Raw genomic sequence first — 12,954 nt, 5'->3', positions numbered from 1 at the left:
ATTGATAAAATTAAAACAGGAAGCTATACGGACCTCATTTCAAAATACACTGTAACTACAGCTACTGACGGAAATCATGGAAGGTCAGTTGCGTTTGGAGCAAAAATTTTTGGCTGTAAGTGTCAAATTTATATACATTCTGAGGTCAGTTTTGGTCGTCAAAAAGCAATGGAAAATCTTAACGCCAATGTAGTTCGTGTCAAAGGCAACTACGATGAATCTTTAAGGGTTTGCATTAAAAAGGCTTCAAAAAATAATTGGCATGTAATTTCTGACACATCTTATGAAGGGTATACTGAGTACCCTAAATATATAATGGAAGGTTATACTATTATGGCAAAAGAAATAAAGAAACAACTAAAAAATAAGCCTCTGCCTACACATGTATTTCTTCAAGGGGGAGTTGGATCATTTCCTGCATCAATCTGTAGTTATTTTTGGCAAGAGTTTAAAGCTAAAATAATGTATATAATAGTTGAATCTGAACTAGCTCCATGCCTTATCAAAAGTTCTCAAAACAATAAAATAACTTCATTTAATATCAGAAAAGAAACAATAATGGCTGGTTTATCATGCGGAGAACCTTCTTTACTAGGATGGGAAATACTAAATCAATCAGCTGATCATTTTATGACAATTGATGATAAATCAATACCCAAAACAATGCGATTATTAAATAATAATATTCCAAAAATTGAAGCTGGTGAATCTTCAGTTGCTGGACTAGCAGGTCTTTTAGATCTGATGAGAAAAAATAATATGGCAAGAAAAATGGGTATAAATAATGAAAGTACTATTCTATTATTTGGAACTGAAGGAGCAACAGATCCTGAAATATATAAATCTATAATAAAAGCTTAATTATTTATAAAATAGCATATTATAACAAATATTACTCTTCCTCAATAACTATTGTAATTAAAACAAAAACCTTCGATTTCTCGAAGGTTTTTGGGTGGAAGACCGGGTTCGAACCGGCGACCTCCTGGACCACAACCAGGCGCTCTAACCAGCTGAGCTACAACCACCATTTGAGGTGCAAATTTAAACTATTTTAATTCGAAGACAAGCGTCTTTAAAAATATTTTTTAAATCAAATCTGTTATACTTTTAACAGACGGATACCTTTCAGTAGTAAAGCCTTCTCCCGCTTCTACTCCAATTAATCTTCCTAAATTCAAAGCTCTATATCGAACACTCTCAATAAAGTTTCGGGAACTAATTGGAGTAGATTCTTTAGGATCATCGGCAGAATAAAATTGACTTGAAAATGCTTGAACAGCTAATATTTTTTGATCTATAAACTCTGAAACATCAACAACAATATCTGGTTCGATTTCTTTCCACTGAATATAGTGGTATACAACTTTTGGTCTCCAAGGTAATTGTTTCTGCCCTAAGCTATCGGATGTTTCAATTTTACTAAGACCACTTAAAAAACACGAATGAGATACTAAATCAGATCCCTTACTGTGATCAATATGTCTATCCTCTATTGCGTTACATAAAACAATGTCAGGTTTATACAATCTTATAGTTTTAATAATTTTATTTTGATGAGCTTCATCATTTTTAAAATAAATATCTTTAAATTTTAAGTTATCTCTGAATTTAACTCCTAAAATAGAGGCCGCTTTTGTTGCTTCCTTATTTCTTGTTTCTGGAGACCCGTTAGTACCCATTTCTCCTTGGGTTAAATCAATAATTCCGACTGATTTCCCTTCACAAACACTTCTAGCTATTGTAGCCCCACACCCCAATTCAACATCATCAGGATGCGCTCCGAATGCAAGTATATCAACTTTCATAAACTGAAGTTTTTAAGGCGTTATCAATATCACTCTTTAAATCTTCGATAGATTCAATTCCTGCAGAAAGTCTGATTAAGTGATCTGATATTCCCTGATGATCTCTTTCCTCTTGCGTAAGTGAAAAATGTGATGTTAATTTAGGATAATTAGCAGTACTCTCAACTCCTGCAAGACTCATTACAGGTTTTATTATTTTAAGATTTTTAAAAAACAAACTAGGATCAATTTTTGAACTAATTTCAATCGACAACATTCCTCCATAACCACTCATTTGATTTTTTGCAATTTCATGATCTTCATGTGAAACTAATCCAGGGTAAAAGACTTTGGAAACTTGTGAATGTTTTTCTAAAAAATTAGCTAACTCTAATGCATTTTTATTTTGCTCACGGACTCTTATCGGCAATGTTTTAATGCTTCTTTCTAAAAGCCAAGCTGAAAATTCACTAATTGTCCCTCCTAAATTCTTTGCAGATTCATAAATTCTATCAATATGATTTCTTGATGCTATTACAGCACCAGCAGAAATATCGCTATGTCCTCCCAAATACTTAGTTGCACTGTGAATAACAATGTCAATACCAAAAGCAATTGGATTTTGATTAATTGGACTCGCAAAAGTATTATCAATCATAGTCCATAAATTATTTGATTTAGCTAAATCAGATATAGCTTTCATGTCAACAATTTTAAGTAATGGATTGCTTGGACTTTCAATATATATTCCTTTAGTGTTTTTTTTTATGCATGCCTTAAAATCATCTACAGATGATCCTGCAGCGAAACTGTAAGAAATGTTATAATTAGAAAACTCTTTTTTAATCAAGTTTCTGGTTCCTCCATATATATCATTATAAAAAACAACGTGGTCTCCTGAATTAAGATGAGATAATAGAGAAGTAGTTACAGCTGCCATTCCTGATCCAAAAACTAGTGCATGCTCCCCTCCTTCTATAGCTGCAATTTTTTTACACAACCCCTCTTGATTCGGAGTATTTATATACCTAGGATATTTTTTTTCTTTAACATCGTTAAATTGATACGCTGTAGACATGTATATTGGAGAAATAGCTCCTTTATGTATTGGGTCTTCAACAGTCCCATGGTGTAAGCATATGGTTTCAATTTTATGCTGACTCATTACGATCCGCTTAACCAATTAAGAACTTCTATATCATCTGGCTGCTTTCTGGGAGAAATTGATTTAACAACAAACCCCTTTTCATCAATTAAAAACTTTTGAAAATTCCAAGTAACGAGAGAATTAATCTTTCCATTTAATGCTTTACTGGTTAAAAATGAATAAATCGGATGTTGATCTAAACCTAAAACGGATACTTTACTCATCATTGGAAAAGTGACACCATAATTTTCTCTACAGAACTCAGCAATTTCCTCGTTAGTTCCAGGCTCTTGCCACAAAAAGTTATTAGCAGGAAAGCCTACAATCATAAAATTATCATCTTTATATTTATCATATAATAATTGAAGAGACTTGTATTGAGGAGTTAATCCACATTTAGATGCAGTATTAACCACCATTATTTTTTTTCCTTTTAAATCTGAAAAATTAAAATTTTCACCATATAAATCTTCTACTATAAATCGATATATGGTTTTGTCCATTTTGTCTAGGTTTTGACCTTGTATAAAAGACACACAAAGTAATAAATTAATAAAAGTTAAAAATTTCACAATGAAAATATTTTTGTGTAAAACTACAATTTTTAATTCAAAAAAATAACTAAACGATTTCAGCAGATAGACCTGCCTCGACAAGCTTAATACAACGAGGTTCTAAATCAGATATTGAACCAGTTTTTACAACACATTTTCCTGAAAAATGAACAATATAGGCGCATTGTTGGGCTTGCATTACCGTATGATCACAAACTAAAACCAAAGTATTGATGACGTGATCAAAAGTGTTTATATCATCATTATACAAAACAAGTTCATGCACTCTTTTAGTTTGTACAATTTGTTGAGTATCCTGCTCAGGATTAATTTTCGGCTGAGATGAATAAATTAACTTTTTATGTAATGTATGGATGCCCATAAATTTTTTACTTTTTGAAAAACTAATTCCAGTTTTAGGGATTTAGCTTCTTTATCAATGTCGATTATGTCTGAATCGTAAAAACCACTTATAATTAATTGACCTCCAGTATTTAACAGGTCATTATAAATAGAAATATCATTCATAATAATGTTTTTATTAATATTAGCCAAAATAATATCGTATTTACTTTCTTTAATCAAATTAATGTCTCCACAAAAAGCTTTAATAAATTTACAATCATTCAAGTGAGAGTTTTCTAGGGTGCTTTCGTAACACCACCTATCAATATCAACAGCATCGATTGAATAAGCTCCTTTTTTTTCGGATAAAATACCTAAAATTCCTGTTCCACAACCCATGTCAAGGACTTTTAAGCCTTCTAAGTTTAAATCTAAAACATGATTCATAACCATTGATGTAGTTTCGTGATGACCGGTTCCAAAACTCATTTTAGGTGTAATTATGATTTCATATTTTAAATTTAATGGAGGATGAAAGTCTGCTCTAACTATACAATCTTTATTAATTAAAATAGGTTTAAAGTTACTTTCCCAAATTTTATTCCAGTTTTTTGGATAAATTATTTTAGATGAATATTCTATTTCAAAGTTTGAATTTGACAGTATTCTTAGATTGGATAAAAGATTTGTTTTCCATTTATTATCTACTAAATAGGCATCGACACCAACACTTGTTTCTTCAAAACCATCGAAGCCACGCTCAGATAGCTCTGCAACTAAAATTTCAGATCCAATTTTTACAGGATTAACTTTAAATGAAAATAAACGGTATGTAATTGACATTATGATGCATTAACTATAGCTGCAAAATCTTTTGATTTCAATGAAGCCCCACCTATTAAACCTCCATCAACATCAGATTGAGAAAAAATATCATTTGCATTTGATGGTTTTACACTCCCACCGTAAATAATAGATATAGAGTCTGCTAAAGTTTTAGAATAATTTTCTGAAATTATATTACGAATAAACAAATGCATCTCTTGAACTTGTTTTGGGGAAGCAGTTTCCCCTGTTCCAATAGCCCAGATTGGCTCATAGGCAATAATTATTTTTTTCCAGGATTCGGCAGGTTGTAAAAAAACAGTTTTTTCGAGTTGAATTTTAATATGTTCAAAATGATTTCCAGAATTACGATCACTCAACTTTTCACCTACGCAGAAAATAATTTCAATATTTTCATTTATTGCCTTATCAACCTTTTCTTTTAAACTTTCATCAGTTTCATTGAAATAAGTTCTTCTTTCTGAATGCCCCAAGATGGAAATAAAAACTCCTAAACTTTTAATCATAGATGATGAAATTTCACCAGTATATGCACCGTTATCAGCAAAATGCATGTTTTGAGAAGCAACTTCAATATTAGATTTTTCTAATTTTTCATTTACAAGACCTAATTGAGTATATGGTGGAGAAATAATTATTCTTATATCTTTTGGAAAATTGAAATTCAAAAGCTCTTGTAAAAGAGATAAACTCTCGGTATTTGAATTATTCATTTTCCAATTACCTGCTATAATTTTTTGTCTCATAATTATTTATTTTTTAGATGAATCATAGCAAAAACTGAATAATTTATCATGTCTTGATAATTAGCATCAATTCCTTCTGAAACTATTGTTTTTCCCTTGTTTTCTTCAATTTGTTTTACTCGAAGTAATTTTTGTAAAATCAAATCAGTCAAAGATGTGACTCTCATTTCTCGCCAAGCTTCACCATAATCATGATTTTTTTCAAGCATTAAATCATAAGTTATTTTTAGATGCCTATTATAGTAATCTATTGCTTGCTTATCATTTAGATCAGGCTGGTCTGAGACTCCAAGTTCAATTTGAATTAAAGCCATAATAGAATAATTAATTATTCCTATGAACTCGTCCTCTTGACCTTCAGATATTTTTTGTTCTTTATTGATCTGTAATCCTCTTATTCTTTGAGCTTTAATGAAAATCTGATCAGTCAAAGACTCTAATCTAAGAATACGCCACGCACAACCATAATCTTTCATTTTATTTATATACAATTCTTTACATCTACTAATTATTTCAATGTATTGATCTTCTGTGGTTGCCATGGCAAAATTTTATGGTAAATTTCTAAAAATTTTTAATGCAAAGTAGTAACTTTTATAAAAGTTATCCAAAACAAAGAATAAAACTATGACTTTAAATTGTAGAGGACAATTAGTTGATTTAAGTAATCCCAAAATTATGGGAATCTTAAATATAACTCCTGATTCTTTTTATGATGGCAAAAAATACGATTCTATTGATAAATCTTTAAGGCAATGTGAAAAGATGATAGATGAAGGTGCTTCTTTTATTGATCTTGGAGCAATAAGCACTAGACCAGGTGCAGGAGAATTAACATTAGATATTGAAAAAAAGAGGCTTTTACCAATTTTAGAAAAGTTGCTAATTAAATTCCCAGACTGTTTATTTTCTATAGATACTTTTCGATCAGAAATAGCAGAAGAATCATTACAAATGGGAGCTGCTATTATAAATGATGTATCTGGTGGAGATTTTGATAAAAGAATGTTTGGTGTTGTAGGTAAATACGACTCTCCTTATGTGTTAATGCATAGAAATGGAGATTCAAAAACAATGCAAAATAATCCTCAATATGAGAATATTATAACTGAAATAATTTCTCATTTATTAAATAAAATTCAAGTTGCTAATAAAAATGGCATTAAAGATGTTATTGTGGATGTAGGTTTTGGATTTGGCAAAACAATCGAACATAATTTTGAATTATTAAAGAACATTGATCTATTTCAGTCATTAAATTGTCCTGTTTTAACTGGTATTTCAAGAAAATCAATGATTTGGAAATATTTAGGTGTTTCACCTGAAAAATCACTGAATGGAACTACATTTTTACATGCTTTTGCATTACAAGGCAAATCTCAATTACTTAGAGTTCATGATGTTAAAAGTGCTAAAGAATGTATAGATTTATTGCAAGCCCTGAGTTAGTTTTATACTTTTACAAAAATTCTACTATTGGAAACACTTGATTTTTTAAATATTAGTTTTATAGATCTTTTCGATATTGCTCTTGTAGCTTTATTGTTATTCTCCCTTTACAGGCTTGTTAAAGGAACTGTAGCAATAAATATTTTTTTAGGAATAGTTATAATCTACATGATATGGAAGTTAACTGACATACTCAATATGGATGTTCTAAGTAATATTCTTGGAAACTTTATAAGTGTTGGTTTTTTTGCTTTGATAGTTGTTTTTCAACAAGAAATAAGAAAATTTTTACTCTTGATTGGCTCTTCTAATTTTACATCAAGAAAAAATGTTCTAAAATATTTTAATTTTTTTAATCAAACTCAAACTCAAAATGAAACTGATGTCAAAATGATTTTGAATTCGTGTGTCAAAATGTCTAAAGAAAAAACCGGAGCAATTATAATTTTAGAAAGGAATAATAATTTAGATTTTGTAAAAAATACAGGAGATAATGCAAGTATGTTTTTATCATCTCAGATTTTAGAAACAATTTTTTTTAAAAACAGTCCTCTTCATGATGGCGCGATAGTCATAAAGGATAATTATATAACTGCTACTCGGGTTGTTTTACCAGTTTCTGACAATAAAAAATTAGCTCAAAGATTTGGATTAAGGCATAAGGCAGGAATGGGTATAAGTGAGAAAACAGATGCAACAGCAATAGTTATTTCAGAACAAACAGGAGAAATGTCTTATTTTAAAGATGGAGAATTTGTGAAATATGATTCCCAGAGAGAATTAAATAAATTAATCATAGAAGATTTAAATTTTTGAATTTTATTCATCTTGAATTTCAAAAATAGCATTGCTTTTAATTAAATTAAGAAGAAAATTGAATATTGTATAATTGAGAATATTTTCCTGACTTTATTTTCATTAGGTCTTCATGTGAGCCTTCTTCTACAATCTGCCCTTCATCCATAACTATAATCCTATCAGCTCTACGAATTGTTTCAAGCCGATGAGCTATTATTATTGATGTTTTTCCTTCAGTTATTTTAGCAGTAGCTTTTTGAATTAGTTCCTCTGAATCTGAATCAATAGAGGATGTGGCTTCGTCCAAAACTAAAATTGTTGGATTAGCAATATATGCTCTTAAAAATGCAATTAACTGTCTTTGACCAGATGATAGCATAACACCTCTTTCCTTAACATTGTAATAATATCCTTCAGGAAGTTTACTTATAAAATCATGAACCCCTATAATTTTTGCTGCACTAACAACTTCTTCTATCTTAATTGAAGGATTAAATAAAGTAATATTATCATATACTGATGCCGCAAATAGAAACACATCTTGACTAACTGTACATATATGTCTTCTCAAAGAGTCTAATTTAATTTCTTTAATTGGAATATCATCAATTTTTATTTGTCCACTTTGGAATTCATAAAAGCGAGAAATCAAGTTAATGATGGAGGATTTTCCTGCTCCAGTTGGGCCAACAATGGCAATTTTCTCACCGGGATTTACTTTAAGACTAATACCTTTTAGAACTTCTTCATTAGGAATATATGAGAATCTAACATCATTAAAGGATATTGACCCTTCTAGATTTTGAGGTGATAGACAGCCTAAGTCAGAAATAGAACTATTTGTTTCTAATATATCAAAAATTCTTGATGTCGATACCATGCCCATTTGAAGTGAATTAAATTTATCCGCTATTTGTCTTAGTGGGCGAAATAACATTTGAGACATTTGGATAAAAAGGAAGATGATTCCTAAAGTAACTCCTTCGCCACTAATGACATTTAAGCCACCATACCAAACTAATAATCCAATTGTGACGGATGTAGAGATTTCAGCAATAGGGAAGAAAATTGAGTTAAACCATACCGTTTTTATCCAAGCCTTTTTATGCTTATCATTAATACCTACAAATGTTTTGTATTCAAACGATTCTCTATGAAAAATTTGAACTATTTTCATTCCTGATATTCTTTCTTGCACAAAAGAATTTAAATTAGCTACCTCTTTTCTCACTTCTTCAAAAGCAATTTTCATTGACTTTTGAAATAATCTTGTTGCATACAAGATTATAGGTAAAACAGAAAAAACTATCAAAGAAAGCCTCCAGTTAACCACTAGCATTATTACAATAACTAAAAACATTTTCATAAAATCAGCAATAATCATGAATAACCCCTGAGAGAAAATACTTGCAATTGTTTCAATATCGTTAACCACTCTTGTCACCAATCTTCCAACAGCCGAATTATCAAAATAGGACATTTTGAAATTAATTACTTTATCGAATAAGGAAACTCTTAAATCTTTGATAACTCTTTGTCCTAAAAAATTCGCATAAAACACAAAAAGAAATTGAAAACAAACTTCAAGAATTAGAGTGACAAACATTAACCCTAAATAAACAAGCATTCCTTCATAATCTTTTTTAGTTATGTAGTCATCAACCGTTATTTTAAGTAAGTATGGAGTTAAAATTGAAAAAGAAGACAAACAAATAGCGAAAAACATAACTAAATAATAACTTGTTTTATATGGACTTACAAAGTCCATCAATTTTTTAAACAACTTAAAATCAAAAATTTTACCTTTAGTTTTTGACATCTTTTAGATATATTGAATTTGAATATTTTATTTCGGTTAAAAACAAACCATTAGCAGGAACTGAGTAACCCGCTTTACTTCTTTCTTTACTTACTAATATTTTTTCTAAATCTTTAATTTTCTTTTTACCATTTCCTATTTCTATTAAAGTGCCAACAACTGCTCTCACCATGTTTCTTAAAAATCTATTTGCAGTAATTTTAAATACTGCTCCATTAATATTTGTCTCCCAAGAAGCTTTCTCTATATCACATAAAAAAGTTTTAACATCTGTATTAGATTTTGAAAAACATTCAAAATCATTATGATTTATAATAATTTTGGATGCTTGATTCATTAAATCCCAATCTAACTTTTCTTTATAAAAGTAATGTAAGGAGTTATTAAAAGGGTCCTTAACTTGACTTATATAATATAAATAAGTTCTTGAAATAGCATCAAATCTAGCGTGAGCATCATCTTTGACTCTTCGAAGGTTTTTAATCACAATAGATTTTGGTAAAAGTTGATTTAATTTAAAAATAAAATCATTTTTTGTTTTAGATAATTCTTGAACATCAAAATGAGCAATCATGACTTTTGCGTGAACACCCGTATCAGTTCTTCCAGCTCCAATTACATTTACAATTTCACTTTGAATTAGTGTTAAAGATTCCTCAATAACTTGTTGAACACTTATAGCGTTATTTTGCCGTTGCCAACCATGAAAATCAGATCCATTATAAGAAAACTCAATAAAATAACGCAAAAGTTTTTTTTTGTAAAGATATTTGATTCTATTATATTTTATTGGTTGATAAAAATAAAATCACAAATTACATTTGTAATAATAATGAAAAAAATACTTTTACTCTCTGATTCTCATGGGCACATAGATAATAATATTATTAAACATGCTAAATGGTCAGACGAAGTTTGGCATGCAGGAGATATTGGAAATATAAATGTAATAGATTGTTTAAAAAAACACAGCTTAGTTCGGGCTGTCTATGGAAATATTGATGACCACATAACTAGAACAATTTTTTCTGAAAATATTTTTTTTAAATGTGAAAATTTTCCAGTATTAATTACACATATTGGAGGGTACCCTGAAAGATATTCAAAAAGAGTGCCTAGCTTAATAACTAAATATAAGCCAAAGCTATTTATTTCAGGGCATTCACATATTCTAAAAATAATTCAAGACAGGAAATATAATCTTCTTCATGTAAACCCTGGGGCATCTGGAATTATTGGGTTTCATCAAAAAAGAACAATGGTTAGGTTTGAAATAGATGATAAAACAATTAAAAATATTTTTGTTATTGATTTAGGAAATAGATCTTCAATTAACGGAAGCGATCTAATGACTTAATTAAATTTTCATCTTTTATGATTCCGTAATTAGCTAGAATAATAAGTACTATATTAAATAGTAATACTATATAAAATAAATCGAAGCCAATCAGTTTATAAAAAAAGGAAACTAAAAGTATTAATTGAAATAAAATATTGACCCTATTAAGAATCAACTGACGATTTCGGTGTTTATAAGAAAATAAAGATATCAGAGAGATTAATACAGTTGGAATCATATATATATATATAGATAAAATCCAATTTGTCATAATTAAATATTCTGGAAAATGAATACTTAAACAATTGTCTATAAAAACTTTATAAACAACATTTATAAAAATAACTAATAGTAAATAAATGCTTTGAACTCTTTGAATCATATAAATTTGTTTGTGTAAAATTACATTTTTATATAAGTACATTAAAATAATAATTTGTATTATTGTGGTGACATTATAACAAAACAAATACACTTCATAGTTTTGAAAGTCATACCCCACTAATAAGATTTGAAAATATCAATAAAATTATGTTCGAACTCAACGCTTTAAAAAGCAAAAAACTATCTGATCTTCAGGAAATAGCTAAATCTATTGGATTAACAGGAGTTTCATCTCAAAAAAAACAAGATCTGATTTACCAGATCATAGATCATCAATCCGCTAATCCTACAGAAAGCAATGAAAAGATTTTAGTCGACACTAATAAGCAAAAGTCTATTACTAAATCTAAACCAGCTATTTCTAAAGAAAACAAGAATGAAAACAGGAACTCTTCAAGTCAAAAAGATAAAAAATTAGATAACACTACTAAGCAGAACACAAAAGTTTCTAAGGAAAGTATAAATGATGATAAAAAATCAAAAAATATTCCAAGAAATGAGAATAATCAAAGAAATGAAAATCAAAAACCAAAACCACATTTTCAAAATAAAAACAATAATCAAAAAAGAGAATCAAACCATAATAGAGATAGTAGAAATAGGTATCGTGAACCTGATTTTGAATTTGAAGGTATTATTAAAACAGAAGGTGTTTTAGAAAAAATGCAAGAAGGTTATGGGTTCTTAAGGTCATCAGATTATCACTATTTATCATCTCCTGATGATGTTTATGTTTCGCAATCACAAGTAAGGTTATTTGGCTTAAAAACTGGCGATACGGTAATAGGTGCAGTTCGTCCGCCAAAAGATGGAGAGAAGTACTTTCCCTTAATTAAGGTAGACACTATTAATGGTCTTGACCCAAAAGTTGTAAGAGATAGAGTTTCATTTGAACATCTAACTCCATTATTTCCTGAAGAGAAATTTAAATTAGCTGAGAAAGAAAGTACAGTCTCAACAAGAATAATGGATCTATTTTCTCCAATAGGAAAAGGACAAAGAGGAATGATCGTCTCTCAGCCAAAAACTGGAAAAACAATGCTTTTAAAGGATATTGCAAATGCAATTGCTGCAAACCATCCTGAAGTATATCAAATAATTCTTCTTATTGATGAAAGACCAGAGGAAGTAACTGACATGCAAAGGAATGTTGATGGAGAGGTGGTCGCTTCTACATTTGATGAGCCTGCTGATAGACATGTTAAAGTAGCAAATGTTGTATTAGAAAAAGCAAAAAGATTAGTAGAATGTGGCCATGATGTAGTTATTTTACTTGATTCAATAACTAGGTTAGCTAGAGCATATAATACAGTTCAACCAGCATCTGGTAAAATTTTGAGTGGAGGTGTAGATGCAAATGCACTTCATAAGCCAAAAAGATTTTTTGGTGCTGCAAGAAATATAGAAAATGGCGGCTCACTATCTATTATAGCTACAGCTTTAACTGATACTGGATCGAAAATGGACGAAGTGATATTTGAAGAGTTTAAGGGTACAGGTAATATGGAATTACAACTTGATCGAAAAATATCTAACAGAAGATTATTTCCTGCTATTGACCTTGTGTCTTCTAGTACAAGACGTGATGATTTATTATTAGACGAGAAAACTATCCAACGAATGTGGATAATGCGTAAATATTTAGCAGACATGAATCCTGTAGAGGCAATGGAATTCATAATTGATAGATTTAAAAGAACTGAAAACAACGAAGAGTTTTTGATTTCAATGAATACTTAA

The 12,954-nt window shown here is 29.5% G+C and carries 15 protein-coding genes and 1 tRNA gene; 5 read left to right on the top strand and 11 right to left on the bottom strand.

Going from position 1 to position 12,954, the window contains the following annotated elements; genetic code table 11:
* Window positions 1-861: diaminopropionate ammonia-lyase (locus AC34EU_RS07460; RefSeq protein WP_489696150.1), on the top strand; the 861-nt coding region annotated here is incomplete at its 5' end.
* Between the two features lie 92 nt (window positions 862-953).
* Here AC34EU_RS07460 and AC34EU_RS07455 read toward each other — a convergent pair.
* From AC34EU_RS07455 to AC34EU_RS07420, 8 genes are all read right to left on the bottom strand, one after another.
* A tRNA-His gene (locus AC34EU_RS07455) sits at window positions 954-1,029 on the bottom strand.
* 59 nt (window positions 1,030-1,088) lie between these two features.
* Window positions 1,089-1,808: a bacillithiol biosynthesis deacetylase BshB1 gene (gene bshB1 / locus AC34EU_RS07450; protein ID WP_487532832.1), complete on the bottom strand. Its 720-nt coding sequence runs from the start codon at window positions 1,806-1,808 to the stop codon at window positions 1,089-1,091.
* Window positions 1,798-2,952 carry a trans-sulfuration enzyme family protein gene (locus AC34EU_RS07445; protein WP_487532831.1) on the bottom strand — a complete coding sequence of 385 codons (1,155 nt, stop codon included), beginning with the start codon at window positions 2,950-2,952 and terminating at the stop codon, window positions 1,798-1,800. The genes bshB1 and AC34EU_RS07445 overlap by 11 nt, the downstream gene beginning before the upstream one ends.
* Window positions 2,952-3,488 (bottom strand): glutathione peroxidase, encoded by a 537-nt coding sequence (locus tag AC34EU_RS07440; RefSeq protein WP_487533049.1) that lies wholly within the window; start codon window positions 3,486-3,488, stop codon window positions 2,952-2,954. The genes AC34EU_RS07445 and AC34EU_RS07440 overlap by 1 nt, the downstream gene beginning before the upstream one ends.
* Before the next feature lie 67 nt (window positions 3,489-3,555).
* Entirely contained in the window at window positions 3,556-3,870 is a 315-nt protein-coding gene (locus AC34EU_RS07435) for an ATP-dependent Clp protease adaptor ClpS (protein WP_487532830.1), read from the bottom strand.
* Complete coding sequence (gene prmA / locus AC34EU_RS07430; RefSeq protein ID WP_487532829.1) at window positions 3,840-4,676, bottom strand: 50S ribosomal protein L11 methyltransferase; 837 nt, start codon at window positions 4,674-4,676, stop codon at window positions 3,840-3,842. Before prmA ends, AC34EU_RS07435 begins: the two co-directional genes overlap by 31 nt.
* The gene (tpiA, locus tag AC34EU_RS07425; RefSeq protein ID WP_487532828.1) at window positions 4,676-5,425 is read right to left on the bottom strand and encodes a triose-phosphate isomerase; all 750 of its coding nucleotides are present in this window, start codon (window positions 5,423-5,425) and stop codon (window positions 4,676-4,678) included. Before tpiA ends, prmA begins: the two co-directional genes overlap by 1 nt.
* A 2-nt stretch (window positions 5,426-5,427) precedes the next feature.
* The gene (locus AC34EU_RS07420; RefSeq protein WP_487532827.1) at window positions 5,428-5,967 is read right to left on the bottom strand and encodes a DUF1599 domain-containing protein; all 540 of its coding nucleotides are present in this window, start codon (window positions 5,965-5,967) and stop codon (window positions 5,428-5,430) included.
* Window positions 5,968-6,052: 85 nt separating this feature from the next.
* On the opposite strand from AC34EU_RS07420, the gene folP reads away from it, so the two are divergent.
* On the top strand, window positions 6,053-6,874 hold the full coding sequence (gene folP, locus AC34EU_RS07415) for a dihydropteroate synthase (RefSeq protein WP_487532826.1): 822 nt from the start codon (window positions 6,053-6,055) through the stop codon (window positions 6,872-6,874).
* 27 nt (window positions 6,875-6,901) lie between these two features.
* Window positions 6,902-7,690: a diadenylate cyclase gene (locus AC34EU_RS07410; protein ID WP_487532825.1), complete on the top strand. Its 789-nt coding sequence runs from the start codon at window positions 6,902-6,904 to the stop codon at window positions 7,688-7,690.
* Between the two features lie 46 nt (window positions 7,691-7,736).
* On the opposite strand, the gene AC34EU_RS07405 is transcribed toward AC34EU_RS07410, so the two are convergent.
* Together AC34EU_RS07405 and truA are read right to left on the bottom strand one after the other, a co-directional pair.
* Window positions 7,737-9,491: an ABC transporter ATP-binding protein gene (locus AC34EU_RS07405; protein ID WP_487532824.1), complete on the bottom strand. Its 1,755-nt coding sequence runs from the start codon at window positions 9,489-9,491 to the stop codon at window positions 7,737-7,739.
* Window positions 9,478-10,239 carry a tRNA pseudouridine(38-40) synthase TruA gene (gene truA / locus AC34EU_RS07400; protein ID WP_489666887.1) on the bottom strand — a complete coding sequence of 254 codons (762 nt, stop codon included), beginning with the start codon at window positions 10,237-10,239 and terminating at the stop codon, window positions 9,478-9,480. The genes AC34EU_RS07405 and truA overlap by 14 nt, the downstream gene beginning before the upstream one ends.
* 84 nt (window positions 10,240-10,323) lie before the next feature.
* On the opposite strand from truA, the gene AC34EU_RS07395 reads away from it, so the two are divergent.
* On the top strand, window positions 10,324-10,848 hold the full coding sequence (locus AC34EU_RS07395; RefSeq protein ID WP_487532822.1) for a metallophosphoesterase family protein: 525 nt from the start codon (window positions 10,324-10,326) through the stop codon (window positions 10,846-10,848).
* On the opposite strand, the gene AC34EU_RS07390 is transcribed toward AC34EU_RS07395, so the two are convergent.
* Window positions 10,823-11,212 carry a DUF4293 family protein gene (locus AC34EU_RS07390; RefSeq protein ID WP_487532820.1) on the bottom strand — a complete coding sequence of 130 codons (390 nt, stop codon included), beginning with the start codon at window positions 11,210-11,212 and terminating at the stop codon, window positions 10,823-10,825. The genes AC34EU_RS07395 and AC34EU_RS07390 overlap by 26 nt on opposite strands.
* Window positions 11,213-11,361: 149 nt before the next feature.
* Here AC34EU_RS07390 and rho point away from each other — a divergent pair, with 149 nt between their 5' ends.
* Window positions 11,362-12,954 (top strand): transcription termination factor Rho, encoded by a 1,593-nt coding sequence (gene rho, locus AC34EU_RS07385; RefSeq protein WP_487532819.1) that lies wholly within the window; start codon window positions 11,362-11,364, stop codon window positions 12,952-12,954.

The sequence above is a fragment of the Candidatus Marivariicella framensis genome (genome assembly GCF_982709265.1).
Note: the sequence above shows the minus strand (reverse complement) of the source record. Positions and strands in the feature narration are given on the sequence as shown.

What these genes read in the sequence shown, in the direction of transcription:
- bshB1 (WP_487532832.1), bottom strand. Translation starts at nt 1,808, where the DNA reads ATGAAAGTTGATATACTTGCATTCGGAGCGCATCCTGATGATGTTGAA.
- AC34EU_RS07445 (WP_487532831.1), bottom strand. Translation starts at nt 2,952, where the DNA reads ATGAGTCAGCATAAAATTGAAACCATATGCTTACACCATGGGACTGTT.
- AC34EU_RS07435 (WP_487532830.1), bottom strand. Translation starts at nt 3,870, where the DNA reads ATGGGCATCCATACATTACATAAAAAGTTAATTTATTCATCTCAGCCG.
- prmA (WP_487532829.1), bottom strand. Translation starts at nt 4,676, where the DNA reads ATGTCAATTACATACCGTTTATTTTCATTTAAAGTTAATCCTGTAAAA.
- tpiA (WP_487532828.1), bottom strand. Translation starts at nt 5,425, where the DNA reads ATGAGACAAAAAATTATAGCAGGTAATTGGAAAATGAATAATTCAAAT.
- AC34EU_RS07420 (WP_487532827.1), bottom strand. Translation starts at nt 5,967, where the DNA reads ATGGCAACCACAGAAGATCAATACATTGAAATAATTAGTAGATGTAAA.
- folP (WP_487532826.1), top strand. Translation starts at nt 6,053, where the DNA reads ATGACTTTAAATTGTAGAGGACAATTAGTTGATTTAAGTAATCCCAAA.
- AC34EU_RS07405 (WP_487532824.1), bottom strand. Translation starts at nt 9,491, where the DNA reads ATGTCAAAAACTAAAGGTAAAATTTTTGATTTTAAGTTGTTTAAAAAA.
- AC34EU_RS07395 (WP_487532822.1), top strand. Translation starts at nt 10,324, where the DNA reads ATGAAAAAAATACTTTTACTCTCTGATTCTCATGGGCACATAGATAAT.
- AC34EU_RS07390 (WP_487532820.1), bottom strand. Translation starts at nt 11,212, where the DNA reads ATGATTCAAAGAGTTCAAAGCATTTATTTACTATTAGTTATTTTTATA.
- rho (WP_487532819.1), top strand. Translation starts at nt 11,362, where the DNA reads ATGTTCGAACTCAACGCTTTAAAAAGCAAAAAACTATCTGATCTTCAG.